We start from the raw sequence: 25676 nt of genomic DNA, 5'->3' as shown, positions 1-25676 counted from the left end.
GCACGAACATGGAAACTCTGAACTATCGATTTGAAGACGGCACCCGCCGCCTGAACGCAGCACCGGAGGTGGTGGGTGTGGTCGGCTCGGGTAATCTGGAAGTGCTGATCGAGCCGGCCGCGCTGGACGGCGCCTGCACCATCGAGATCAGTACCGCCGCCGTCGGCTTTGGCGCGATCTGGGAAGCGGTGATGAGCGACTTCCACCAGCGTTGGCTGCTGGCCGACACCCGCATCTCGATCAACGACATGGGCGCGACGCCGGCCGTGGTCAGCCTGCGCCTCGACCAGGCGGTGCAAACCATGCTGGGAGACGCCGCATGAGCCGCCCCGTCAGCTATCAGGAAGCGACTGCGCGCGAACGCCTGCAGCTTTTGTTCGACGCCGGCAGTTTTGAGGAATTCATCCCACCGGCGAAGCGCGTCACCAGCCCGCATCTGGCGCAGTTGAACGCGCCGGTGGCGTTTGACGACGGCGTGGCGATCGGCCGCGCGCTGCTGGGCGGCGTTCCGGTGTACGTGGCGGCGCAGGAAGGTGCTTTCATGGGTGGTGCGGTCGGCGAGGTACATGGCGCCAAGCTGGTTGGCCTGCTGCGCAAAGCGATTGCCGACCGGGTGGCCGCAGTGGTGCTGTTGGTGGAATCCGGCGGCGTGCGGCTGCACGAAGCCAATGCTGGCCTGATCGCCGTCTCCGAGGTGATGCGCGCCCTGCTCGACGCGCGCGATGCCGGCATTCCGGTGATCGCGCTGGTGGGCGGCGCCAATGGCGCGTTTGGTGGCATGGGTATCGTCACGCGTTGCGCGAATGTGGTGGTGATGTCGGAGGAAGGTCGTCTCGCGATGTCCGGTCCGGAGGTAATCGAAACCGCCAACGGCGTGGAGGAATTCGATTCGCGCGACCGTGCGCTGGTGTGGCGCACCTCGGGCGGCAAGCATCGTTATCTGCTGGGTGACTGCCAGCGCATCGTGGCCGACGATGTGGCAGCCTTCCGCATCGCCGCGCAAGAGGCGGTGGCCACGCTGGCCGGCCAGCCGACCGGTTTGACACTGGAAGCATTGGAAGCCGAGCAGCGCATGCTGGAAGCGCGCCTGCAGAATTACGGCGCCCTGCCCGATCCGGTCGACATCTGGACGACGATGCAGATGCCGGATGCGGCCAATATCCCCATGCTGGACGTGGACAGCTTTATCGCGGCGGCGGCAACGCGCCGCCAGGGAGTCTGAGATGGATTGGAAAAAACTGGCAGAGACGCTGTTCCCCGAGGGGCATACCATCGTCGAGCGGGATGATTTTCTAAGTGGCGCGGCCCAGGTGGATGGGCAAACGGTGGCGGTGATCGGCACTACCGGTCACACGCCGATCGGCGTGGAGATCGCGCTGGCGCAGGCCAAGGCGATTCTGGGCACGGTGCGGGATTTCCCAGGCCGGCCTATTCTGATGCTGATTGATACACAGGGCCAGCGTCTGCGCCATCGCGATGAGATGTTGGGCATTAACAGCTACATGGCGCACCTGGGCAAGTGCGTGGATCTGGCGCGGCGCAAGGGGCACAAGATCATCGGTCTGGTTTATGACCAGGCTCTGTCGGGCGGCTTTATCACCAGTGGTTTGATGGCGGATGCCTGTCACGCACTGCCTGATGCGACGATACGCGTGATGGGATTGCCGGCGATGGCGCGCATCACCAAGGTGCCGGAAGAATTGCTGACCGAGCTGGCGGAGAGTAATCCGGTGTTTGCGCCAGGGCCGGAGAATTATCTGCGCATGGGTGGTGTGGAGTCGATCTGGGAGGGTGATCTGGCGGCGCAGTTGCGAGCTTCGCTGGCGCAGCAGCGTAGTGGCGATAAGCGTAGTGCGCTGGGCTTGCAGCGCGGCGGGCGGCGGTTGGCGCAACCGGTGATCGATGCGGTGCTGTCGGGTGGCGATGTCGTTCGTGGCTGACAGTCTGACGCCCATCGCGCGGCACATGCTGGTGTGGCTGAGCGACGCTGGCTGGCAAGCGGCCATCGACGCCGCGCCGGCAGCGCATCTCGCCGGCCTGGCTTTGTGGCGTCGTCACGACTGGCCGGTGGTGGTGCGTCGTCATGACGCCCACGCCGATGCGAACGCCGGGGCCGGGGCCGGGGCCGGCACCGGCCCCGCTGCCGCTGCCGATGCTGCCGACGCCGACGCCGACGCCGACGTCGACGAAGTCTGCCTCGGCCTGCCGCTGCCGCCGGATGCTGTCAGCGGCACAAAGCTGCGCATCGCCTTGCGCGCGCGCACAGCGGACGTTGTGCGCCGCACGCCGCCGATCGCACTGCGCGACACGCTGTCCACTGCTGGTGTGTGGCGTGATGGTCTTGCGGCGTTGTGCGACGCTGTGCCGTCGCTGCGCGTTTACGGTTCGCTGGCGATGCAGTCGCTGACTGGCTTGCAGTATGTGTCGCCAACTTCGGATATTGATGTGCTGTTCGAGCCGTCCGGCCGGCAGCAATTGGATCACGCGCTGGCGCTGCTGACGCGGTATGAGGAACTTTTACCGCTGGATGGCGAGATCGTGTTCCCCGGCGGGCAGGCGGTGTCGTGGAAGGAGTGGCGGATGGCGATGCGGCATCCAGCAAAAGTGCTGGTCAAGGATATGCAGGCGGTGCGGCTGGCCGATACGGCGTCGCTGCTCGCGCTGCTGGAGGATCGCTGATGCGACGGATGATGCAGGACGAATCCTGGCAGGCACCAGGACGCGAGTCCGCCAGCGGCGCCAAAAGCGTGGCGCGCGCGCTGGCACCGCGTCTGAATCAGGCCGCGAAGCTGGTGTTTGCGGGCGAGGTGGCGCGACTGGCGGTGCGTAGTTTGCACGCGGAGTTGTGCCTGTATCCGAAGCCGGGACTGGTGTCACCGGTGGACACGGGTAGCCATGACGATATGGACGCGGGTACTTTCATGCGCAGCATGTTCGCGTTGCGGCACTACTTTAAAAAAATCTGTTTGGCAGGATTGAACGATGCGCCGTTTGCGCAGCTCAAGCAGTTGGGCATCGCGGCAGAGACGGCAATGCTGCGCGCGACGCGCGGCATCAACACGCATCGCGGCGCGATCTTCAGCCTCGGCCTGCTGTGCGCCACCGCCGGCCGCGCCCGCGCCCAAGGCACACCGATGACGCCCGCCGCCCTGCGCGCCGCGCTGCTGATCCGCTGGGGCGAAGAACTCGCCCACCACGCTGCGCCAGCCACGAGCGCCGAGGCGACGCGAGCCGCGTCCGCTGTGCCACTGGCGCAAACGACGGCCGTTGGCGTCGGGCCTGCGGCGACGGAGGCAGGTATCGCAACCGCCTTCGCTTGGGGCATCGCCGCTCGGGGCGTGGACGCGCAGCCGGCTCGCGCGGAGGGTAACGTTGCGGGCGGCGGTCTCGCGCGCTCAGCATCGCTGAGCAATGGCTTGCGGGTGGCGGCGCGGTATGCGGTGAGTGGCGCGCGCGAGGAAGGGGCGCTGGGGTTGCCGTCGGTATTTGAGATCGGCATGCCGGCGCTGCTGGCTTCACGTCGGCGCGGCGCCGGCATCGTTGAGCAGCGCATCGATACGCTGTACGCGCTGATGGCACACATCAGCGACAGCAACGTCTATCACCGCGCCGGCCCGCAAGGCGCACAAATCGTCCGCGAACACGCGACGCATTTTCTCGCCCAAGGCGGCACCGCCCACGCCAACTGGCACGCGACCGCCCTCGCCGGCCATCACACCTTCATGCGGCACCGGCTGTCACCCGGCGGTGCGGCCGATCTGCTTGCCGCCTGCTGCTTCGTGCAATCGCTGGCCACACTGGATCAGCCATGAGCCGTGCACGCCTGCTGTTACTGTGCCCCGGTCAGGGCGACCAGCATCCGGCCATGTTCGACCTGGCCCGCACCAGCCCCGCCGCCAGCGTCCTGCTCGACCGCCTGCCGACCAGCACCAGCGGTGACATCTATGCCAACCGCATCGCCCAACCACTGATCGTTGCGGCCACGCTGGCCATGTGGGAAGCCATCCGCGATTTCGCGCCGGCTCCTGCGCTGGTGGCCGGCTACAGCATCGGCGAACTATCCGCTTACGGGGTTGCAGGCGCAATCACCGCAGACGATGCCCTTGCCCTGGCGGCCCAACGCGCCGCGCTGATGGATCAATGCCAGCAAACCCACCCCGGCCAGACCCTGCTGACTATCACCGGCCTGCCGCTCGCCAGCGCCAGCACAATGGCTGCCAGCTACGACTACCACATCGGCATCGAAACCGGCGAAGACACCTGCATTGCCGGCGGTCCCGCCGCACAGGCAGACGCACTGCAGCTGACCATCGAAGCAGCCGGCGCGCGCAGCAAACGCCTGCCGGTGGAAGTGGCATCGCACACGCCCTACATGCAAAGCGCCGTGCAGCCGTTCGCGCAGGCGCTGAGCGCAGCCGCGTTCGGCCACATCGACATCCCGGTCCTGGCCGGCATCAGCGCTACGCCGGTGAGCAGCCGCGACGCCGCCATCGACACCCTCTCGCGCCAGCTGGCGCAAACCATCCACTGGCTGGCCTGCATGGATGCCGCCGCCGAAGCCGGCATCACGGTCGCGCTTGAACTCGGTCCCGGCAGCGCTCTCGCCAAGATGCTGCAAAACCGCCATCCACACATTCAGACCCGCTCCGTGGCCGATTTCCGCACGCTGGACGGCATCCGCAAATGGCTGGAACGCGCCTGCGAAGAATAATCAGCGATTGTTCTGCAGCGCCCAGGCGACGATATTCTGCGCATCCATCGCGCCCGGCTGACGCGCCACCTCGCGCCCGTGCTTGAACAGCGCCAGCGTCGGAATGCTGCGGATCGCATAACGCGCCGCCAGATCCTGCGCCTGCTCGGTATCCACCTTCACCACACGGAACTGCGGCTCCAGCCGCTGCGTGGCCTGCGCGTAAAACGGCGCCATGGTCCGGCACGGCCCGCACCACGGCGCCCAGAAATCCACCAGCACAGGAATATCGCTACGCTCAATCTGCTTGAGGAAGCGCGCGCTGCTCAAGTCCACCGGCGCACCGGTGAACAACGCCTTTTGACATTTGCCGCACACCGGCTGCGCCGCCAGCTTGGCCGTCGGCACCCGGTTCACCGCATCGCAATGCGGACACACAATATGCAGCGACTCTGGCTGCGGGTTGGTCGAATTGGTCATCATCATCTCCTGCAACAAGCTCGACATGATAATCCACCGACAAAAAAAATGCCGCGCCTTGCGAAACAACTTCGCGGGCGCGGCAAAAGTGGGCGCTACGGATGATCGAGATCAGGTCTCTTTACGAGCGCCAGTCTGCTTGCTGGCTTGGGTGGCGGCTTGCGCGGCGGTTTGGGCCTGGGTGGCCTGGCCGCCTTGGAGGTTGCCGCTTTCGCGGCCTTCGGAACCGTTCTGACCGCTTTGCAGCGATTGGCTACCGCGCACTTCGTTGCCGCGCGACTGGCGGGCGCCATCGGTGCGGAAGGGATCGGTGAATTTCTCCACCGCGTCCTGGTGGCTGCGCAAGGTCTTTTCCGTTTCTTCCGACGTCACACGCGCCACCTCATCGGCCAACGCCTTGGCGGTGCGGCTGGTTTCCTGCACGTGCTCTTCCGCCACCTTGGACAGATCGACATGGGTATCGGCGGCAATCCGCGACAGATGCTGCTGATAGGCGCGCAGTTTTTCAGCCGTTGGCTGAGCATGCGCGGCGGCCGCAGCGATCGCCTCGGTGGGGCGATGGGCGGTGATGACCTGCTGGCCAGCCTGCGTAGTTTCTTCCAGCAGGGTCTGCGCCAATTGGATGTTCAGGTCGCTGTATTGCTGAACGGTGTGAAACAGCGACTTGGACAAGTCGTTGAAGAACGACAGTTGCGCTTCCAGATGGGTCTTTGCTGCTGGGCTGACAGTTTGGGAAAATGGATACATAGATTGCCTCGAAAGTTAAGTGCCTTGGGAGTAAATGGGTCCACGCCGCCGAAAGCAGCGCGAACGTCAAGGCTACGTTAGCTCGATTTGTCACGTTTGATCTTTGTCAAACGTGACCTACTTTCCGACCTGTCGCCACCGCTCCAGCCAGCCACCGAGCGCCAGCAATGCGCACGCCGTCAGCAAATAGCCGGTGACCGAAGGCAGCGTGGCCGCACCATTGAAACCGGTCACATCCAGCGCCGCCACGCCGCGCGCCTGCGTGGCCACGTACATAGCAAATAGAAACAGCGCGAGGAAGGCACGTGAGGTGCGAGTCAGGCCGCCGAGCACGCCAGCTGCGGCCGCCAGCGCCCACACGCCGCAGACCAGCGCGGCCGCGCGTAACGGCGCGTGCAACAGCCAGCGCAGCAGCACCGGCGCGGTGAACAGCAGCGCCAGCAGGCAGGACGCCAGCCACTGCGCCACATACGCGCGCAGTCGGCCGCCGGGCGCCGCCGCATTAAGCGCATCGACATCGTGCTGCCCATCGCGCACGCTGATTTCGCTGACCAGCACGCCCCAGACCAGCATCGCCGCGATCAGCAACGGCCCGAGCGCCGCGTCGGCCACACCGCAGCCCAGCGCCAGCAGCACCAGTGCCGTCAGAGACGCCGCCGGATTCGACAGCAGCACCAGCGCCAGCAAGGCCAGCGCCTGGCCACCGACGCCGGGCACGCGCGCCGCCAGCGGCAACAGCGGCCGCGCCAGCCGCGCGCAGGGACGCAACCAGCGGTTCAGCAGCGCCAGCGGCGACCAGCCCTGGCCGGCCGCGCGCGCCTTCACCCTATCCGGCGAAAAGCGATGGAACAACGGCAGCGCCAGCAGCAACGGCAGCACGGCGATCAGTGCGCAACCGATCCGGGTGGCGACCGTCTGCACGCTCCATAAGCCGTCCGGCAACAGCAGCGCCGCGCGCGCTGGATCGAACTCGCCGCCACCGATCACCAGGCCTTGCGATGGCAGCACCCGCTGCACCGCCCCAATGACGGCGCCGATACCGGAAAAGTCCAGCAAGAGCCACGGCGTCCAGCCGCTGTGTCCTGCCGTGGCGACGGCGCCGGCGCTGAGCTGCGCCATGCTCAGCACAAAATACAGCACGTCGCCGCCCTTGCCCATCAGCGGCGACCACGCTTCAAACAGCAGCACCATCGAGGCGGTGAACAGCACCAGCGGCAGCAGCACCAGCGCATAGGTTTGCAGGTAGACGCCCAACCGCACCGGTCCTTCGCCGCGCAAGCCGTGCAGCACCAGCATGGTGGCCAGGAAGATCAGCAGCAGGCCGCACAGATACGCCACATTGCCCAGCCAGCGCGCCAGCAGAAAAGTCGCGGAACCGAGCGGCGTGGCGGCCATGACGGCGCCCAGACCGCTGCGCACGTCCTCGCCCATGCGGCCGCGTGCCAGATAAAAGCCGGCCAGGCCGAAGAACAAGCCCGTCAGCGCGGCGCTGCCGATCGCCAGCGCGCTGCTGGTGTAGGCCACGCGCGCATCGTCGCTGACGATCATCGCCTGGCCGCGCGACGGATCGCCCACCATCAACCAGGTCAGCACGATCAACGCCAGCACCGCCGCCAGCGTGCCGCCGCGCCGCATGCGCAGCCGCACCTCGGTCAGCAGCAGTGTTCCGATGACCGCCGCCCTCATGCCGCCGCGTCCATGCGCTCGCGCAGCGCATAGCGTTGCGTCATCAGCGCTTCTTCCAGCGTCGGTTCGGCCGGCACCGCCTCGGCCAGCGGCGGCGTGGGATGGGCGATGCGCAGCGTGATGCCTTGCGCATGGTGTTGCGCCTGCAGCACCTGCACCTGCGCGCGCAACGTCTCGTAATCCTGCGGCGCTACCGTCACCGACCATACCTGGCCACGGGCGCGCTGCACGAAGCTGTCCGGCGTGTCGCAGGCCACCAGACGGCCGTTGTTCATGATGGCCAGCCGGCTCGCCATGTTTTCAATATCGGACACGATATGGGTCGACACCATCACCAGCTTGCGGAAGCCGATTTCCGATAGCAGGTGGCGGAAGCGCAGCCGCTCTTCCGGATCGAGGCCGGCGGTCGGCTCGTCAACGATCAGCACATCCGGATCGTTGAGCAGCGCCTGCGCGATGCCGAGCCGGCGCCGCATGCCGCCGGAAAAACCGGCCGCCTGCTTGTGCGCGTGATCGTGCAGATTGACCAGTTCCAGCAGGCGGCGGATGCGGGCCGGGTCGCGTACACCCTTCAGCGCCGCGAAGTACTGCATGAATTCCAGCGCGCTCAAATTGGGATACACGCCAAAGTCCTGCGGCAGAAAGCCCAGCCGCGCGCGCATCGCCTCCGGCTGGCGTACGATGTCGACGTCGTCCAGCAGGATCTGGCCGCTGGTCGGCTTGCTGATGGTGGCGATCATCTGCATCAGCGTGGTTTTGCCGGCGCCGTTATGGCCGACCAGCCCGACCACGCCGGCCGGCAGCTGCACACTGACATCGTCCACCGCGCGGACGTTCTTCCCATAGGTCTTCACAACATGGCGTAATTCGAGCATGGCATCCCTAAATAAAAACGGGGCCGCTACCGGCCCCGTAAGCTGGAAACTTATTCTAAGCTTTGTTATTTAAAAAGCACAGCTGCCTTTTGGATGGTCAGCACGATGCCGATCGCCAGCGGGATGCCGACCGCCAGCCAGGCCAGCGCCACCGTCAGCGGGCTGGTGACGCCGTTCGACGCCACCACGTTGCCATTGGCGGCAGCCGCGTCGCGCTCATGCGCCAGGCGCTTCTCGTCCGCCAGTTCCTTGTCGCTCATGAAGTGCTTGTCGGCCACTGGACGCACCAGCAGGTTGCAGATCAGGCCCGCCACCAGCAAGCCGGCCAGCACGTACATGGTGATGTCGTACGCCTGCGCCTTCGGCACGCCGTGTTCGATCTGATATTCGCGCACGTAGTTGACCACCAGCGGACCGAACACGCCGGCCGCCGACCACGCGGTCAGCAGGCGACCGTGGATGGCGCCCACCATCTGCGTGCCGAACAAGTCGGCCAGGTAGGCTGGCACGGTGGCGAAGCCGCCGCCATACATCGACAGGATGATGCAGAAGAAGCCGACGAACAGCGCCAGTTGGCCACCGTGCGCCATCGATGGAATCGACGCGTACAGCGCAAAGCCCAGCACGAAGAAGATGCCGTAGGTGACTTTGCGGCCCAGGAAGTCCGAGCACGAGGCCCAGACAAAGCGGCCGCCGATATTGAACAGCGACAGCAGACCGGTGAAGCCGGCCGCGATCGCCGCGATCTGCGCCTTCTGCGCGGTGGTCAGCTCATTGAAGGCCACGGCCACGCCCAGCAGCTGGCCGCCGAAGATTTCCTGCAGCAGTGGCGAAGCCATGCCCAGAATGCCGATACCGGCCGTCACGTTCAGGCACAGCACCAGCCACACCAGCCAGAACTGCGGAATACCCCACACCTTGCTGGCGTGGACGTGGCGGGTGGTGATCATGGTGTTGGCATTGGTGGCCGGCGGCGTCCAGCCGGCCGGTTTCCAGCCGGTCGGCGGCACGCGGTAAGCCAGCGCGCCGGCCATCATGAACACGAAGTAGATCGCGGCCATCACCAGGAAGGTTTGCCACACGCCCACCGAATCCGGGGTGGCGAAGAATTTCATCAGCTTGTCGGCCAGTGGCGCGCCGATCATGGCGCCGCCGCCAAAGCCCATGATGGCCATGCCGGTCGCCATGCCGCGACGGTCCGGGAACCATTTAATCAAGGTCGACACCGGCGAGATATAGCCCAGGCCCAGACCGATACCGCCGATCACGCCGGACCCCAGCCACATCAGCCAGATCTGATGCTGGTACACGCCCAGCGCCGAGATCACCAGGCCGCCGCACCAGCATACCGCCGACACCACACCGGCCTTGCGCGGACCGGCGTGTTCCAGCCAGCCGCCGAACAGCCAGGCCGCCAGGCCGAGGAAGACGAAGAACATGGTGTACATCCAGCCCAGCATCGAAATCTGCCAGTCGCAGCTGCTCGACAGGATGCGCTCCAGCAGGCCGATATCGGCCGCGCAGGCGATCGATTCCTTGATGCCCAGCGCCTTCGACAGCGGCAGCCAGAACACCGAGAAACCATAGGCCATGCCTATGCACAGATGGATCGCCAGCGCCGCCGGGGGCACCAGCCAACGATTGAAACCGGCACCGGCAACGGTGCGTTCCTTCTCCAGAAAGTCAAACAAAGCCATTCACTTTTTCCCCATGTTGTATTTCTTACGAATAACATCCGGGCGCAAGAATAGCACAGGGGCAACTTTTATGGCATCCGTTTCAGGTCGTCCAGCGTGAACCATAATTCCTTGCGGTTCAGCGGCGTTTCCGGGGTTAGCAAGGGATTGGGCAGGGTGATAACCACCCGTTTATCGAGCCGGGCCTGGCGAATCAGGGGGCCGTAATGATAGCTGAACAGCTTTTCAAAGCTGCCATCGACCAACGCGACCTCCAGTCCGCGCCGGATCTCCTCCGCCAGCGCCGGGTTGCTGCGGTTGACGAAAAAATAGTCGGCGGTGGGATAGCGCACCACCACATAGGGATCGACGATCAGTTCGGGATGGCGCGCCGCCTCGCGCCAGATCTCGTTGACCGAGCGCGGCGCCCAGTCGACGCGGCCGGCGCTCAGCAGGCCGAACATGGTGTTGTAGACCGTCACCGGCTGCACCGCCAAACCGCTGCGGCGCAGGATTTGCAGATCCGGCCAGTCGTGCCCCTGGACGGCGGCGTAATGTCGCAGGTCTTCCAGATTGCGCACGCCTTGCAGCAGCTCGGCGCGGTCGGCGCGCAGCAGGCCGATGCGCCAGCCGATCAGGCCGCGCGTCATGGGAATCCGCACCGGCAGCAGCTTGCTTTCACGCTCGGCCGAGGTCATGGTGCCGACCACGTCGATGCGGCCGCCACCGGTCTGCAGCTCCAGCAGCGCGCGGTTCTGCTGCATGCGCGTCGGCGACAGCTCGGCGCGGTAATGGCCGCCAGCCTTTTCCAGCGCCAGTTGCAGCAGCGCGATGCCGTAATCGCCATGTTCGCCGTCACCGTCAACGCGCGGGTAATGCACCGCCTGTGGCGTGGCGGCGGCCGCGCCACACCAGCACAAGCAGGCGATCAGCAGGAGACGTGGCAATAACATGGCAAGTAACTTCTTTTTATGAATCTACTTTCATCGTACGCTAAATGTTGCTCGTTATCAAGGCATTAAGAACGATTGCACCACGGATCTGCCTTATTTTTCATCAGCGCGTGCATTTTGGCCGGCAAACGTGTAAACTAGCGATATTGCCGAGTGGAAATATCAATCATGGCCATCGCCGTCCTTAGTTCTGGAGTTACCGGTCTCAACGCCGCTGAGCGCGCGTTGGGCAATAGCGCGCACGCGATCGCCAACATCGGCACCCAGGGTTTCCAGCCATCGCAAACCAACTTCACCGAAAATGCGCCGGCCGGCACCGGCGTCTCGATTTCCATGCGCGGCCAGCAATTGCTGCAGGTGGACGCGCCCAGCGCCACCAACCTGGCCACCGAAACCACCAACTCGCTGGTGTACAAGGCGCAATTCGACCTGTCCGCCAAGGTGGTGCAGGCGGCCGACCAGAATCTCGGCACGCTGATCGACATTCAGGCTTGATCGCACCCGGCCATATCGGCCACAATGCGCGCTAATGAATACTGTTGAACTTTTGGCCGCGCTGCCATCCCGCATTTCCGACATCCCGCGCCGCTGGGCGCACGCCACGCCGCACGCCCCTGCCCTGCACGACGGCGAACGCCTGTGGACCTACGCCGAGCTGATGGCCGCCGTGGCCGATACCGCCGAGCGCCTGCGCCGCTGGCAGTTGCGGCCGGGCGACCGGTTGGCCGTGATCGGCGAAAATTGCGTGGCGCAGGTGGTGCTGAGCTTTGCCGCCGCCGAGCTGGATGCGTGGATCGTCCACATCAACGGCCGGCTGTCGCCGCGCGAGGTGGACGTGGTGCTGCGTCACAGCGGCGCGCGGCTGGCGATTTACCTGACCACGGCGGCCTCGCCGGAAACCGCCGCGCACGCGGCGCGCAACGAGGCCGAAGCCGCCACCACGCCGCTTGGGCCATGGATGGTCGGCGCGCTCAATCCGCACTGCGCGCCGGAACCGGTGCACGCCGCCAGCGAGCGGCAGGTGGCGGCGCTGATCTACACCACCGGCACCACCGGCGCGCCCAAGGGCGTGATGCTGAGTCATCGTAATCTGCTGTTCATCGCCGCCGTCTCCAGCGCGCTACGCGGGCTGACGCCGGCCGACCGCGCCTGGGGCGTGCTGCCGATCACCCACGTCTACGGCCTGACCTCGGTGATGCTGGGCACGCTGTATGCGGGTGCCTGCCTGTACCTGTGTCCGCGCTACACGCCGGACGCGCTGCTGCATGCGCTGCGCGGGCACCGCTTGACCATCGTGCAGGGCGTGCCGGCCATGTATGCGCGGCTGCTGGAACAGCTGGGCAGCGCGCCGGCGCGGCTGGACCACCAGCTGCGCTTTGCCTATGCCGGCGGCTCGCCGCTGCCGCCATCGCTGAAATTACAAGTGGAAGCGCTGCTGGGCGTGCCGCTGCACAATGGCTACGGTCTGACCGAAACCGCACCCACCGTCAGCCAGACCCGGCTGGACCAGCCACGCAACGATGCCTCGGTCGGCCAGCCGATACCGGGCGTCGAAGTGCGCTTGGCCGCGCGCGATGGCGATATCGGCGAATTGTGGGTGCGCGGTCCCAACGTCATGCTCGGCTATTACCAGGAGCTGGCGCTGACCGCCGCCGTGCTGGATGCCGATGGCTGGCTCAACACCGGCGACATGGTGCGCCAGGATGCGGACGGCGCGCTGTTCATCGTCGGCCGCAGCAAGGAACTGATTATCCGCTCCGGCTTCAACGTCTATCCGCTGGAGGTGGAGACGGTGTTGAATGCGCATCCGGCGGTGACGCAATCGGCCGTGGTCGGCCGCCCGGCGGCGGATGGCAACGAGGAAGTGGTGGCCTTCGTCGAACTGGACCCGCAGCAGACCATCAGCATGGAAGCGCTGCACGCTTACCTGGCCGCGCAGCTGGCGCCCTACAAATGCCCGTCGCAGATCATCGCCATGGCCGCCCTGCCGGCCGCGCCCAGCGGCAAGATCCTCAAGAGCCAGCTGCGGCGGATCGCTGCAGCGCCAGTTTGCGGCGACTGACGATCTCGTCGTAGACACCGCTGCGGCGCACGCTGTCCAGCGCGCGGTTGAAGCGGGCTAGCAATTCGGCGTTGTCGGCGCTACGGTTCACCATCATCACGTTTTCCGACAGATAGGACGGACTGTCCAGGCTATGGAAGCGCGCGCTCTGTTGCAGAAAGTGGGTGCGGATCAGGTAATTGCCGACGTTTTCGTCGACGATGGCCAGATCGAAGCGCGCGGCTTGCAGCTTGCGGAAATTGCTGAGGTCATTGACTGCGGTGTCGAGCGGAATGCCGGCGTCGCGGAACATGGCCTCGTACCAGTAGCCGGCCACGCCGCCGATGCGGAACTGGCGCAGCTCGGCCAGATCCTTGTAGCCCGATAGCCAACTACGGCGGCCGCTGTCATGGTAAAAAAACTTGGCCTTGCGCGCATACAACGTGGTCGACAGCAGATAGCGCTGCAGCCGCTCCGGGGTCGGCACAAATGGCACCACCGCCCATACCTGGTGGGCGTCCAGCTCGGCCACACAGCGCTTCCATGGCATGAAGCGGAAGGTGAACGTCACCCCCATTTCCTTGCCGATGTGGGCGTACAGCTCGGTAATAAAACTCTGCTCAGACGCGGCGCTGACATAAGGCGGATATTCGTCCGTGGCCACCACCAGCTCCAGCGCGGACGCCGCGCAACACCACCAGGCCAGCCAGAGCGCGATCCAATGCCGCATGTATCCTCCCGGAGAGTGGATACAGTTATACCCGAGATCGCATCAAATGTCAGTCACTGCCGGTGGCGCCGATAACTAATCCTCGCGGTCGCCGCTGCCGCCGGCACAGCCGATCTGGACGCAGATCAGTTTTACTGCAATACTCAGCACCACGCCGATAACGCCTATTAATGCCCACATGGCCGGTTCCATAGATGAAGAAGAGACACTTCACTTTAACGGTGCCGCCGGCTTTGTTCCAATATCAAAAACGGCGGCCATCTATCTCGAAACGGCATAATGATTTCGCTTAAACAGTTCAAATACTTCATAGAGATTGTGGAAGCCGGCAGCTATTCGCGCGCCGCTGAAAAACTGTACATCGCCCAGTCGGCGCTGAGCCGGCAAATCAAGGAGCTGGAAGACGAGCTGCAAACCGCGCTGCTGACGCGCGATGCGCGCCAGTTCGAACTGACGCCGGCTGGCCAGCTATTCTTCGAGCGCGGCAAGCGCATCCTGGAAGACATCGACGACACGCTGCTGCAAGCGCGCCAGGTCGGCAAGGGTGCGCAGGGCGTGATCCGCTTGCAGCACTCCAGCTCGGTGATCCTGACGCCGCGCATCAGCAACGCGCTGGCGCGGACGCTGGATGAGCATCCGGGCGTGACGCTCGATGTCTCCATGCTGCCATCGGAAAACCAGACGCTGGAAATCGAGGAAGGCCGCGCCGACCTTGGCCTGCTGCGGCTGCCGACCTTGCGCCGCCATCCGCACATTCAGGTGCGCGAAATCGGCAGCGAGCGCCTGATGGTGGCGGTGCCGCCGCACTCGCCGCTGGCGGCGCGCGACAATCTGGAACTGGCCGAGCTGAGCGAGGAAGCCTTTATCTCGATCCCGCACAAGGACCGTGGCGGCCTCAGCTACCTGGTGGCTAATCTGTGCCTGGAACAGGGCTACTTCCCCAAGCCGGCGCGGGCGCTGTCGCGCAAGTCCTCGCAGCTGAACCTGATCGAAGCGGGACTGGGCATCGCCATCGTCCCCGAATGCATGCAGCTGACGGCGCCGGCCGGGGTGCGCTTTGTGCCGCTGGCGCGCGGCAGCCTGCTCAGCGCGGTCGGCCTGGCCACGCGGCGCGATGCCGATCCGCTGGTGGCCGCGTTTGCCGAGGCGCTGGCCGCTAAACTCGCTTAAGTCCGGGGCTGGTGCCGCACTGTAGCGGGCGACCAAAGACGCTGACGTGTGGCAAACTATGTCTATGCGAAACAGATGGGAACCAGCATGAGCGCAGGATCAGACGACCACGATACGCCGCCCTCCGAACCAGCGACGCCACAACGCCGCGCCGGCGACCACGGCGAGCGCCGCCAGCAAGACCAGCGTCGCTATCAAGATCAAGGCACGCCGCGCTACCTCGATCCCGGCGACACCATTTTCAGCTTGTGGGGCCGGGTCATCATGGCGCGCTACCGGCGGATCGCGGCGGCGGCCACGCGCCACATCATCCAGCGGCCGCTGCACATTGGCGTGTCGGCGCGCATCTTCCACCCCGAGCCGGGCGCGACCGGCCTGCGCAGCAAGAACCTGCAGTATCTGGAAGAGTCGATCGCGCAGTGGGTGATGTCGCGTGATGTGCTGGTGTTCATGATCCCGACCGTCAATACCGAAGGCCTGCTGCACCCGTCCAACATCCGCCTGCGCGACTATGCCAAGCATCTGGACGGACTGGTGCTGCAGGGCGGCGCCGACGTCTCGCCGCAAAGCTATTCCGAAGTGCCGACCCGGCCCGAATGGAGCGGCGACCGCGCGCGCGATATGTACGAGCTGGAGCTGCTGCATGAATTTGTCGAAGCCGGCAAGCCGGTGCTGGGGATTTGTCGCGGCTGCCAGTTGATTAACGTCGCCTTCGGCGGCACGCTGTACCAGGACATCGCCACCGACGTGCCGGACTCGCTGGCCCACGTCAACGACGACTACGATCGCAACCGGCACGAAATCAGCTTCCCGGCCGGCTCCTCGCTGGCGCGCATGTTCAAGGGCAAGACCACCGGGCTGGTCAACTCGATCCACCACCAGGCGGTGAAGTCGCTGGGGCGGGACATGTCGGTGGAGGCGCTGTCGGTGCCGGACAATATGATCGAAGCGATCCGCTACCGCAAGGCGCCGTTCGTGATGGGGCTGCAATGGCACCCCGAATTCCACCGCGCCGGCGGCGTCGAGCTGCTGGATTGCACCGGCATCCTCGACAACTTCCTGCGCGTGGCGCGCGAAACCCGTTTCTGATCAAAGATGATGCTGTTAATAAATGTGTTTTGATTTAAAACCAACGCCGGGGTAGACTAGCTGACTTCTTAAACCGGATTCCGCCTCCATGAGATGCCTGCCTAGCGCCGCCGTGATAGCCGCCAGCCTGCTGCTGGCCGCGCCGATTTGTTCGGCGCAGGAGGTGATTCACGTCGTCTATGGCGAGCGTCCGCCCTACGTCACCGCGCTGCCGGATGGCTCCCCCGCCGGCCTGACCGGAGCACCGGCCGCCGCAGCCTTCAAGGCGGCCGGCATCGCGGTGCAGTGGCAGCAGGTGCCGACCAATCGTCAGCTGTTCATGGTCAAGGATGCGCACCGGCAGATTTGCGCGGTCGGCTGGTTTGCGAGCACCGAGCGCCTGGAATATGCCAAATTCACCAAGCCCATTTACCGAGATCGCAACTGGGTCATCGTCACCAATGCCGCGTTTGCCGCGCGCGGCATCGGTTCGCTGGAAGAATTGACGCAGGTGCGCGACGCGCGGGTGCTGCTCAAGGATAACTACTCATACGGCGGGCTGAATCCCTACATCAAGCAATGGCAACCGGTGATGGCGGTGTCGACCGCGACCACGCTGAAGATGGTGCAATCGGTCAGCAAGGGCGCGGTGGATCTGATGTTCGTGTCCGAGGAGGAAGGTGTTTACATCATGCAGCACCACAACGGCCAAGCCAACAACCTGCGCCTGCTGCAATTCAAAGACCTGCCACACGGCGAAGAGCGGTACATCATGTGCAGCAAGGCGGTGCCGGACGAGGTCATCAACCGCCTCAACAAAGCCATCGCCTTCAAATAGCCGCCACCCGCGCTAGAATTTGTTCTTTGGAACGCATCCCCGCGCCGGGAATATAGGTCGAATATCTATCCGGCAGTTGTGAGGCATCGTCATGGGCACCTGCGCGGTCCATTCGCATCAATCGCAGTTCCGCCCGGAAGAGATGAGACGAATTTCTGTAATATGCATTGCGTGCTTTGCATCCCTGTTCAAGTGCATCACTGAAGGCAGCTTCCGCTTTACTCATTTGACCAACTTTAAAGTACAGGATGCCCACCGCGTGAAAATCCGCCGGCTCCTTGCTTTCTTGAGCAATGATTAGCTCCAGATCGCTTATTGCCCCATCGATATCGCCAAGATACTCGCGCACAGCGGCTCTTTGACGATAGCCTGCAATTGTCGTCGTCTGTTCTTCAATCAGCCAATCGCACAAAGCAAGCGCGCGCACGCCCTGCTCCTTCAGCGCAAGCTCGTATGCAGTCCGCAGAATCGCCGCCAGCGCTTCCTCGGACTGAGGACGTTCGAAATTGATCTCGTTATTCATAGTGACCTCTTTCGTTCGACTCTATTTCCACCACACCGTTCACTCACGAGCCCGCGAGCGCATTGATCTATGTCCCTAAAGCCGCCAGTCACGCCAGTCACCGATCTTTTCCGAAGCCTGCGCGCGTCCTGCCGCATTTGTTCGTATATTAAAACACGGCAGCGCACCCGCGCCGCCGCCCACTCTTTTTCGCAATCGTGCATGGCGCACCTCCTTTAGCAAGCTTGAGGCGCGCAGTAAAAACGACTTTGATTTCTGGCAAGCGCCAGAGGCTCAGCTACCGTGCCGGATGGGTAAAATCAGCCGCCACGGAAGCGGCGGATGGCGGCGTCGACTACGCCTTCGACGCTGCCGCTGCTGTCGAACTGCTGGCGCAGATAGTGGGCGTCGCTGCCTTCGTGCGTGACCTGCATCAGATGCTGCAGGCCGGCCGTGCCACCCAGCCTGGCGCCGTAGGGCTCCATTTTGCGCAACGTGGTCAGGATGTCTTCGCGCAGCGACAGGCTTTCGTAAGTCTTGGGATGCACCACCGTGCCGTCCAGCCCGAAGCGGCAGGCCTGGAAGCGGTTGTAGTTGTAGACCAGGTAGTCATCCTCCTCTGGAGCGGCCTCGCGCCGCTCCAGCAGATACGCACACAGCGCCTGCAGATACACCGCCAGCGCCGCCGCCCGCTCCACCGTCAGCGGCGTGTCGCACACGCGCAGTTCGATGGTGCCGAATTCCGGCTTGGGCCGGATGTCCCAGTAAAAGTCCTTCATGCTCTTGATCACGCCGGTGTGCTCCATCTTGGCGAAATACTCGTGCTCGAAGGTGTGCCAGCTTTGCGTGAACGGCGCTCGCCCACTCATCGGGAACGCAAACACCGAGTTCAAGCGCGCCGAGTTGAACAGCGTGTCATTACCCTGCACATACGGTGACGACGACGACAGCGCGATGAAATGCGGCACGTAACGGCTCAACGAGTGCAGCAGGAACAGTGCATCGTCACCCGACTCGCAGCCGATGTGCACGTGCTGACCAAAGATGGTGAACTGCTTGGCCAGATACCCATACAGCTCCGACACTTCCTTGAAACGCGGCTTGGAAAAAATCCGCCGGTCCGACCATTTCTGGAACGGATGCGTGCCACCGCCGCAGATGCCGACGTTGAGCTTCTCGCCGGCCTGTACCAGCGTATCGCGGATCACCTGAAGCTGCGCCACCAGTTCAGCGTAGTTGGTGTGCACATCGCTATTAATTTCGATCATGCTCTCGGTGATTTCCGGCGTCACGTTGCCGGGGAAAGGCTTGCGGCTCAACAGGTGCAGCAAGTCGGGGCTGGACGCGGTCAGGTCGAAGTCGGACAGACTCACCAGTTGCAACTCCAGCTCCACGCCCATGGTCAGCGGCTGCGATGATTTGAATTCTTCCAATGCCATTATTTCTCCTCCTCGTGGGTTTCCTTCGCCCACTTCAGGGCACGCTGGGTGATGACGGGACCGATCACTTCCAGCAGCAGCGTCATCGCCGCCAGCGCGGCCAGTTCATCCACCAGCACGATCCCCATGTATTTGGTTTGCTCCAGCAGCAAGGTGACAAACACCGACATCGGCGACAGCGCGATGCCGGTCAACAGCCCCTTGCGCCACGAGATGCCGCTGACGTGCGCGAACACGCCCACGCTCAACGCCTTGACCACAAAGCGCGCCAGCACCAGCGCCAGGCCAAGGCCGGCGCCATCGACCACGCGATCCCATTCCAGCGTGGTGACGGCAAACACGAACAGCAGCACGGTCAGCAGTTCGCCGATGCCGCCGAAGTTGCGCTCGGTGCGGCTGAACGCCACCCGCTTGTGACGCGCCGCCAGACCAAAGGTCAGCGTCGCCAGCACCGGCGACACGTCAAACGCGCGCGCCATCGCCACCAGCAGAATCACGCCCAGCGCGAAAGCGATGGTGCCGTCCTGCGCCAGCGCGCCCAGGCGGCGCAGCACGGCCGGCACGAGAAAGCCCATCAGCGCGCCCATCGCGGCCGATACCAGCAGTTCGATGCCGCTGTGCGAAATCGCCTGGGTCAGGCTGCCGGAGGTCTGGAACACCCAGAAGCCCACCACCACCTTGAATACGAACACCGCGACCACGCTGTTGATGGCCACCAGGTGCAGTACGCGTTCGGTGACCTGGCCGGAGCTGTCTTCTTCGTTAATCACGCGCAGCACGCCAGCCGGCGAGGTCGACATCGCCAGCGAGGCCAACAGCAATGAGGTCAGCGGCGGCATGCCGGTCAGGTGCGAGATCAGATAGACCACGCCAAAGGTGGCGGCCGATTCGGCCAGGCCGCTGACCGCGATCCACGGATTGATGCGCAGCCAGTGCAGATTGATGCGATAACCGAATTCAAACAGGATCAGGCCGAAGGCCAGATTGGCCAGCACGGTGACGTTGCTGGAGGCGCCGCTGCTGAGCGCGTCCGGAAATACCTGCGCCAGCACAAACCCGATCAAACCATACACGCTGATGCGCGGCAGGCGCGTCCAGCGATGCACGAATTCCCCCGACAGCCACGCCACCGCAACCGCCAGTGGCCAGCCCAGATCGGCCAAAATGACCTGAATATCCGGCATGTACTTCTCCTTTTTAACAATACTTGTACAATTCTGCAGTATTACGGGCGCACTCACTGTGCGCTGGGGGACATAAGGAAACACAAATGCTTGAAATCATCAGCGAACATGCTTGCTACGGCGGCGTTCAACGTTTTTATCGTCACGATGCGCGCGAGATCGGTTTGCCGATGCGCTTCTCGGTCTTCATCCCTCCGCAGGCGGCGCACGGCAAGGTGCCGGCGTTGTTCTATCTCGCCGGCCTGACCTGCACCGAAGAGACCTTCATGATCAAGGCCGGCGCGCAGCGCGTGGCGGCCGAACTGGGCTTGATGCTGATCGCGCCCGACACCAGTCCGCGCGGTGCCAATGTGGAAGGCGAAAGCGAGAGCTGGGATTTCGGCGTCGGCGCCGGCTTCTATCTCGATGCGACCGAACCTGAATGGAGCAAGCACTACCGCATGTACAGCTACCTGCATGAGCTGCGTGAACTGGTGGTGCAACAGCTGCCGGTCGATGCGCAGCGGATCGGCATTTTCGGCCACTCGATGGGCGGCCATGGCGCGTTGACGATGGCGCTCAAGCGGCCGGATGTGTTTCGTTCAGTGTCCGCATTTGCGCCGATTGCCGCACCGTCGCAATGCCCGTGGGGTCAGAAAGCCTTCCATGGCTATCTGGGCGGCGAGCCTGCCGCGTGGGCGCAGTATGACGCCTCGCTGCTGATGGCGCAACTGAAAACACCGTTCCCGGCCGGCATCCTGATCGACCAGGGCTTGGGTGACAAGTTCCTGGCCGAGCAGTTGTATCCGGAGGCGTTCGAGGCCGCGTGCGCGACCGCGGCGCAGCCGCTGACCTTGCGGCGGCATGAGCGCTACGATCACGGTTACTACTTCATCCAGACCTTTGTGGAAGACCATCTGCGCTTCCACGCGCGCAATCTCACAGCTTGATTTCGGTGCCCAGTTTTTGCAGGAACTGGGCGATCCACGCCGGATGCGCTGGCCACGCTGGCGCGGTGACGAAGATGCCGTCGGTGACCGCCTGGTCTACCGGGATGTCGGCGTATTGCGCGCCGGCCAGTTTGACTTCCGGTGAGCAGGCTGGGTAGGCGGAGATGGTCTTGCCGCGTATGACATCGGCTGCGGCCAGCAGTTGCGCGCCGTGGCAGATCGCGGCGATCGGCTTGTTGGCGGCGGCGAACTGCTGCACAAGTTCAATCACGCGCGGGTTGAGCCGCAGGTATTCCGGCGCGCGGCCGCCAGCGATGGCCAGCGCGTCGTAGTTGCCGACATCGGCGTCGGCAAAATTGGCGTTGAGGGTGAAGCGGTGGCCGGGCTTTTCGGTGTAGGTTTGATCGCCCTCGAAATCGTGGATGGCGGTCTTGATGGTGTCGCCGGCCTGCTTGTCGGGACACACGGCATGCACAATGTGACCGACCGCCAGCAGCGCCTGGAACGGCACCATGGTCTCGTAATCTTCCGCAAAGTCACCCGTCAAAAACAGTATCTTTTTAGCTGCCACGGTCAGTCCTTTCGAAAAAGTTAAACGTGCCACAATACTACCGCGTTTTTGCGGCCGTAGACTCGGCTGATGCAAAACGTCGCCCCTTCCGCCCGTTACGATCTGCCATGGAAAGCCGCCATCGCGCACGCGCCGCGCGCCTTCCTGCGTTTCTTTTTCCCCGCGCTGGCGAATCAGATCGACTGGCACAAACGGCCACGCTTCCACGACAAGGAACTCGCCAGCATCGGCTTCGGCAGCGATCCGCACGGCATGGTCGCCGACCAGTTGCTCGAAGTCTGCTTGCGTGACGCGGGCGCTACTTGGATGCTCATCCACATCGAAGTGCAGGCGCAGCGCGCCACGTCGCTGCCCAAACGCGTGCTCGATTACAACTACCGCATCGCCACGGCATACGCGCGCCCTGTTGCCAGCCTGGTGTTGCTGGCCGATGACGATCCGAACTGGCGACCACGGGCGTTTCATCACCAGTTGTATGAGACTGTAATGGGCATCTCGTACTCGATCGCCAAGCTGCTGGATCACGCATCTAATGAACACGCACTGCTGGCGTCCGACAACCCGTTTGCCTTGCTTACCCTGGCTCACTTGCATACGCAACAGGCCCATCACGATGCCGATCTGCTGTACGCCGCCAAGCTGCGGTTGACCGAGCTACTGTATCAACATCGCTGGAGTAAAGAGCGCATACTCACGATGTTCAAAGTAATCAACTGGATGATGGCGCTACCCGAGCAGTACCAGACGCGCTACTGGCAAGCTGTTATTCAGTTTGGAAAGGAGCAGCAAATGAAATCGAAACCGGTCATCGAATGGGTCACGCCTTTGGAAGAGATGTTCATGGACTGGGGGCGGAAGGAAGGACTTGAAAAAGGACTTGAAAAAGGACGTGAGGAAGGACGTAAAGAAGGATTTGAGGAAGGCACCGAACTTGGCCGTCGGGAAGGTGCGGCGACGCTGCTGGAACGACAGCTTGAACACCGCTTCGGCCCGCTGCCCAAGACCACCCGCAACAAGCTGACCAAAGCCGACATGGATCAGCTGGCGGCATGGAGCGAGACGCTGCTGGAAGCGCAATCGCTGAGGCAGGTATTCCGATAGACGAAAAAAAACCGCAATGTCACCATTGCGGTTTTCGATCAGCACCAGCAATCAATCAAGCGGCGGTAGCAGCCTTGCCCAACACACTGCGGATGGTGCCAGCCAGATCCTCAGCCGAGAACTTGGCCACATACGCATCCGCGCCCACGCCCTTGACGTGGTCTTCATTGGTCTTGCCCGACAGCGAAGAGTGAATCACCACCGGAATCTTGCCAAAGCGCGGATCCTGCTTGATCAGACGAGTCAGCGTAAAGCCATCCATCTCCGGCATCTCCAGATCGGTCAGCACCATCGCCACGCGATCGGTGATCGGCAAGCCCTCGGCCTTGGCGCCTTCGGCAATCGCCTGCAGACGGTCCCAGGCTTCCTTGCCCGACTTGGTCATGATGAAGTGCACGCCCATCGCTTCCAGACCTTTTTCGATCAGGTTGCGCGCCACCACCGAATCGTCGGCGGCCAACACCACCGAGCCCGGCTTGAGCAGCACTTTCGGTCCGATGGTTTCCGGATCGATGTCCGCGCGCTCCGGCGGCACCAGTTCACGCAGGATGGTTTCCACGTCCAGCACCTGCGCCAGGCGCGTATTCTGGGTGTCGCCGTCAACGCGGGCAATACTGGTGACCTTGCCACCGGCAGTGCCTTCAGCCGTCAACACCTGGCTCCAGTCCAGACGCACGATTTCATCCACCGACTCGACCGCGAACGCTTGCGTGGTGCGCGCGAATTCAGTGACCAACATAATATTCAGACCGGTTTTTGGGGTCACACCGACAATGCCTGGCAAATCCAGCACCGTGATGATTTGTCCGCGCAGGTTCACAACACCCAACATATGTGGCGGGGATCCGGCCACAGCAGTCACTTCGGGCATCGCGACAATCTCGCGGATTTTGAAGACGTTAATACCGAACAACTCGGAGTGTTCGCCGTTGGCATCGCCGCCGAGGCGGAACAGGAGGAGTTCGAATTTGTTGGAGTTGGTTAAGTTACTGCGCTCATCAACTTCCTGTTGAACAGATTTCATGGATTTCGTCTCCCTCGGTGGTCCTCGGGCCAGTATAACGTTTGCAATTACCCGCGTCACATTTGACATACAGGATTGTTGTTTTAGAGAACGATAAACAACAAAAAAGGAAGCCCGTGGGCTTCCTTTTGTTTTGCTACTGAATTCTGGAGCGGGAGAAGAGTCTCGAACTCTCGACCTCAACCTTGGCAAGGTTGCGCTCTACCAACTGAGCTACTCCCGCAGAAGGCAACATTATGCCAGAAACATTGCGCTTACGCTAGTGCACTTTTTACCAAACTTCCAATAGTGTAAGCTTAGCCTGATTTGACTGCTGTAAACCAGAAGGGACTGAATGGATTCAATTGAAATTGTGCTGATCATGTTGCTGGCCGTGGTGGCCAGCGCCTACATCGGACGGGTGCTGCCGCGCGCCGTCCCGCTGCCATTGGTGCAGATCGGCCTGGGCGCGCTGATTGCCGCCAAATCATCGCATGGCGTGGACCTGGAGCCGGAGCTGTTCTTCCTGGTGTTCCTGCCGCCGCTGCTATTTCTTGACGGCTGGCGCATCCCCAAGAGCGGCCTGCTGCGCGACAAGGGCACCATCCTCGAACTGGCGTTTGGCCTGGTGGTATTCACCGTGGTGGGTGCCGGCCTGCTGATTCACTGGCTGATTCCGGCCATGCCGCTGCCGGTGGCGTTCGCGCTGGCGGCCATCGTTTCGCCGACCGACCCGATCGCGGTCAGCGCCATCACCTCGACCACGCCGATTCCGAAGCGGCTGATGCACATCCTCGAAGGCGAGTCGCTGCTGAACGATGCCTCCGGCCTGGTGTGCTTCCGTTTCGCGGTGGCGGCGGCCATGACTGGCGCCTTCTCGCTGCAAACCGCCACCCTCACCTTCGTCTGGCTGGTGGTGGCCGGCATCGCGGCCGGCGTCGGCGTCACCTTGATCATCACCTGGGTGCAGCGCTGGCTGACGCGCCACTTTGGCGAGCCACCCGGCTCACCGATTCTGGTCAACCTGCTGATACCTTTCGGTGCCTATCTGGTGGCCGAACGCCTGCACGCATCCGGCATTCTGGCCGCAGTGGCGGCTGGCGTCTCCATGAGCTACGTGGAGCTGAGCGGCCACGCCCACGCCGCCACCCGCATCCAGCGTTCGGCGGTATGGGACATGGTGCAATTCTCGCTGAACGGCGTGATGTTCGTGCTGCTGGGCGAACAGCTGCCGGACATCTTCCGCCTGGCCGGCACCTCGCTGGAGGAAAGCGGCCATGTCAACCGCTGGTGGCTGGTGGCGTATGCGTTTGCGATCACCTTCGGCCTGCTGGTGCTGCGCATGGCGTGGGTATGGGCTTCGCTGCGCCTGACTATTTTCAAACAGAAGTTCCGCCATCAGCCGCGTCACAAGATCGATCCGCGCCTGCTGCTGGCCACCACGCTGGCCGGCGCACGCGGCACCATCACGCTGGCCGGCGTGCTGACGCTGCCGATGATGCTGCCGGACGGCCGTCCATTCCCGGCGCGCGCGCTGACCATTTTCCTGGCCTGCTCGGTGATTCTGATTTCGCTGCTGGTGGCCAGCATCGCCCTGCCCCGGCTACTGGCCGGCATGACTTTCCCGGCCGAGCCGGAGGAGCAGCAGGAAGAAGACTTGGCACGCCGCGCGGCCGCCAATGCGGCCATCAGCGCGATCGAGAAAACCCAGGTGGAGTTGATGGAGTCGGATGCCTGCATCGATCCGGAAGTGTATCCGCAGGCGGCGGCGCGGGTGATCGCGTTCTATGAGCACAAGCTGAAGGAGGTTGATCCGGAGAGCGAGCAGGCGTGGCGCAAGACCGACTCCGCCGAGCGGGAATTGCGGCTGGCCGCGCTGTCGGCCGAGCGCCGCACGGTGTTCGATCTGGCGCGGCATGATCACATCTCGGATGAGATTTCGCGCAAGCTGGTGCGCGAAATCGATCTGATGGAAGCACGCTACCGTTAAGCC

General features: G+C 63.5%; 26 protein-coding genes and 1 tRNA gene. 14 read left to right on the top strand and 13 right to left on the bottom strand.

Features of this window, described 5'->3' with window-relative positions; genetic code table 11:
• The first annotated feature begins 8 nt into the window (after positions 1-8).
• The 6 genes from mdcC to GJ699_RS11460 are packed head-to-tail and all read left to right on the top strand — an operon-like array spanning position 9 to position 4711.
• Positions 9-323 (top strand): malonate decarboxylase acyl carrier protein, encoded by a 315-nt coding sequence (mdcC, locus tag GJ699_RS11485; protein ID WP_154376239.1) that lies wholly within the window; start codon positions 9-11, stop codon positions 321-323.
• A complete protein-coding gene (locus GJ699_RS11480) occupies positions 320-1222 on the top strand; it encodes a biotin-independent malonate decarboxylase subunit beta (protein WP_154376237.1) in 903 nt (300 codons plus the stop codon). Before mdcC ends, GJ699_RS11480 begins: the two co-directional genes overlap by 4 nt.
• A gap of 1 nt (position 1223) precedes the next feature.
• Positions 1224-1940 carry a biotin-independent malonate decarboxylase subunit gamma gene (gene mdcE / locus GJ699_RS11475; RefSeq protein WP_154376235.1) on the top strand — a complete coding sequence of 239 codons (717 nt, stop codon included), beginning with the start codon at positions 1224-1226 and terminating at the stop codon, positions 1938-1940.
• Complete coding sequence (gene mdcG / locus GJ699_RS11470; protein ID WP_154376233.1) at positions 1924-2679, top strand: malonate decarboxylase holo-[acyl-carrier-protein] synthase; 756 nt, start codon at positions 1924-1926, stop codon at positions 2677-2679. Before mdcE ends, mdcG begins: the two co-directional genes overlap by 17 nt.
• Positions 2680-2687: 8 nt before the next feature.
• Positions 2688-3812 (top strand): triphosphoribosyl-dephospho-CoA synthase, encoded by a 1125-nt coding sequence (locus GJ699_RS11465; protein ID WP_371867547.1) that lies wholly within the window; start codon positions 2688-2690, stop codon positions 3810-3812.
• Positions 3809-4711, top strand: a complete 903-nt coding sequence (locus GJ699_RS11460) for an ACP S-malonyltransferase (protein ID WP_154376229.1) — start codon at positions 3809-3811, stop codon at positions 4709-4711. The genes GJ699_RS11465 and GJ699_RS11460 overlap by 4 nt, the downstream gene beginning before the upstream one ends.
• On the opposite strand, the gene trxC is transcribed toward GJ699_RS11460, so the two are convergent.
• From trxC to GJ699_RS11430, 6 genes are all read right to left on the bottom strand, one after another.
• Positions 4712-5170: a thioredoxin TrxC gene (trxC, locus tag GJ699_RS11455; protein ID WP_154376668.1), complete on the bottom strand. Its 459-nt coding sequence runs from the start codon at positions 5168-5170 to the stop codon at positions 4712-4714.
• 111 nt (positions 5171-5281) lie between these two features.
• Positions 5282-5917 (bottom strand): phasin family protein, encoded by a 636-nt coding sequence (locus GJ699_RS11450; RefSeq protein ID WP_154376227.1) that lies wholly within the window; start codon positions 5915-5917, stop codon positions 5282-5284.
• Positions 5918-6034: 117 nt separating this feature from the next.
• Positions 6035-7603, bottom strand: coding sequence for a hypothetical protein (locus GJ699_RS11445; protein WP_154376224.1), 1569 nt, complete (start codon positions 7601-7603; stop codon positions 6035-6037).
• Entirely contained in the window at positions 7600-8478 is an 879-nt protein-coding gene (locus GJ699_RS11440; RefSeq protein WP_154376222.1) for an ABC transporter ATP-binding protein, read from the bottom strand. Before GJ699_RS11440 ends, GJ699_RS11445 begins: the two co-directional genes overlap by 4 nt.
• A gap of 65 nt (positions 8479-8543) precedes the next feature.
• Positions 8544-10175: an OFA family MFS transporter gene (locus GJ699_RS11435; RefSeq protein ID WP_154376220.1), complete on the bottom strand. Its 1632-nt coding sequence runs from the start codon at positions 10173-10175 to the stop codon at positions 8544-8546.
• A gap of 68 nt (positions 10176-10243) precedes the next feature.
• Positions 10244-11107, bottom strand: coding sequence for a substrate-binding periplasmic protein (locus tag GJ699_RS11430; protein ID WP_229262065.1), 864 nt, complete (start codon positions 11105-11107; stop codon positions 10244-10246).
• 168 nt (positions 11108-11275) lie between these two features.
• Between GJ699_RS11430 and GJ699_RS11425 the strand changes: the two genes are divergently transcribed.
• Entirely contained in the window at positions 11276-11602 is a 327-nt protein-coding gene (locus GJ699_RS11425; RefSeq protein ID WP_154376218.1) for a flagellar basal body rod C-terminal domain-containing protein, read from the top strand.
• Between the two features lie 34 nt (positions 11603-11636).
• Positions 11637-13169: a class I adenylate-forming enzyme family protein gene (locus GJ699_RS11420; protein ID WP_154376216.1), complete on the top strand. Its 1533-nt coding sequence runs from the start codon at positions 11637-11639 to the stop codon at positions 13167-13169.
• On the opposite strand, the gene GJ699_RS11415 is transcribed toward GJ699_RS11420, so the two are convergent.
• The gene (locus GJ699_RS11415) at positions 13120-13878 is read right to left on the bottom strand and encodes a substrate-binding periplasmic protein (RefSeq protein ID WP_154376214.1); all 759 of its coding nucleotides are present in this window, start codon (positions 13876-13878) and stop codon (positions 13120-13122) included. The two genes, GJ699_RS11420 and GJ699_RS11415, sit on opposite strands and share 50 nt — an antisense overlap.
• Positions 13879-14157: 279 nt before the next feature.
• Here GJ699_RS11415 and GJ699_RS11410 point away from each other — a divergent pair, with 279 nt between their 5' ends.
• The 3 genes from GJ699_RS11410 to GJ699_RS11400 all read left to right on the top strand — a co-directional run bounded on the left by GJ699_RS11410 (position 14158) and on the right by GJ699_RS11400 (position 16954).
• Positions 14158-15048: a LysR family transcriptional regulator gene (locus tag GJ699_RS11410; RefSeq protein ID WP_154376212.1), complete on the top strand. Its 891-nt coding sequence runs from the start codon at positions 14158-14160 to the stop codon at positions 15046-15048.
• An 87-nt stretch (positions 15049-15135) separates the two neighbouring features.
• A complete protein-coding gene (locus GJ699_RS11405) occupies positions 15136-16137 on the top strand; it encodes a gamma-glutamyl-gamma-aminobutyrate hydrolase family protein (RefSeq protein WP_154376210.1) in 1002 nt (333 codons plus the stop codon).
• Positions 16138-16225: 88 nt separating this feature from the next.
• Positions 16226-16954 (top strand): transporter substrate-binding domain-containing protein, encoded by a 729-nt coding sequence (locus GJ699_RS11400; protein ID WP_154376208.1) that lies wholly within the window; start codon positions 16226-16228, stop codon positions 16952-16954.
• On the opposite strand, the gene GJ699_RS11395 is transcribed toward GJ699_RS11400, so the two are convergent.
• From GJ699_RS11395 to GJ699_RS11385, 3 genes are all read right to left on the bottom strand, one after another.
• Entirely contained in the window at positions 16947-17477 is a 531-nt protein-coding gene (locus GJ699_RS11395; protein WP_154376206.1) for a tetratricopeptide repeat protein, read from the bottom strand. The genes GJ699_RS11400 and GJ699_RS11395 overlap by 8 nt on opposite strands.
• Positions 17478-17776: 299 nt before the next feature.
• Positions 17777-18895, bottom strand: a complete 1119-nt coding sequence (locus GJ699_RS11390) for a YbdK family carboxylate-amine ligase (protein ID WP_154376204.1) — start codon at positions 18893-18895, stop codon at positions 17777-17779.
• Positions 18895-20079: a cation:proton antiporter gene (locus tag GJ699_RS11385; RefSeq protein WP_154376202.1), complete on the bottom strand. Its 1185-nt coding sequence runs from the start codon at positions 20077-20079 to the stop codon at positions 18895-18897. Before GJ699_RS11385 ends, GJ699_RS11390 begins: the two co-directional genes overlap by 1 nt.
• Before the next feature lie 86 nt (positions 20080-20165).
• Between GJ699_RS11385 and fghA the strand changes: the two genes are divergently transcribed.
• Positions 20166-21008, top strand: coding sequence for an S-formylglutathione hydrolase (gene fghA / locus GJ699_RS11380; RefSeq protein ID WP_154376200.1), 843 nt, complete (start codon positions 20166-20168; stop codon positions 21006-21008).
• Here fghA and GJ699_RS11375 read toward each other — a convergent pair.
• Entirely contained in the window at positions 20998-21579 is a 582-nt protein-coding gene (locus tag GJ699_RS11375; RefSeq protein ID WP_371867533.1) for a DJ-1/PfpI family protein, read from the bottom strand. The genes fghA and GJ699_RS11375 overlap by 11 nt on opposite strands.
• 69 nt (positions 21580-21648) lie before the next feature.
• Here GJ699_RS11375 and GJ699_RS11370 point away from each other — a divergent pair, with 69 nt between their 5' ends.
• Entirely contained in the window at positions 21649-22680 is a 1032-nt protein-coding gene (locus GJ699_RS11370) for a DUF4351 domain-containing protein (protein WP_154376198.1), read from the top strand.
• A 55-nt stretch (positions 22681-22735) separates the two neighbouring features.
• Here GJ699_RS11370 and GJ699_RS11365 read toward each other — a convergent pair whose 3' ends face one another.
• On the bottom strand, positions 22736-23704 hold the full coding sequence (locus tag GJ699_RS11365; RefSeq protein ID WP_154376196.1) for a chemotaxis protein: 969 nt from the start codon (positions 23702-23704) through the stop codon (positions 22736-22738).
• A 147-nt stretch (positions 23705-23851) separates the two neighbouring features.
• A tRNA-Gly gene (locus tag GJ699_RS11360) sits at positions 23852-23927 on the bottom strand.
• A 111-nt stretch (positions 23928-24038) separates the two neighbouring features.
• On the opposite strand from GJ699_RS11360, the gene GJ699_RS11355 reads away from it, so the two are divergent.
• Complete coding sequence (locus tag GJ699_RS11355) at positions 24039-25673, top strand: Na+/H+ antiporter (protein WP_154376194.1); 1635 nt, start codon at positions 24039-24041, stop codon at positions 25671-25673.
• Positions 25674-25676: the final 3 nt, after the last annotated feature.

It is taken from the genome of Duganella guangzhouensis (assembly GCF_009674535.1).
Taxonomy (GTDB): domain Bacteria; phylum Pseudomonadota; class Gammaproteobacteria; order Burkholderiales; family Burkholderiaceae_D; genus Rugamonas; species Rugamonas guangzhouensis.
Note: the sequence above shows the minus strand (reverse complement) of the source record. Positions and strands in the feature narration are given on the sequence as shown.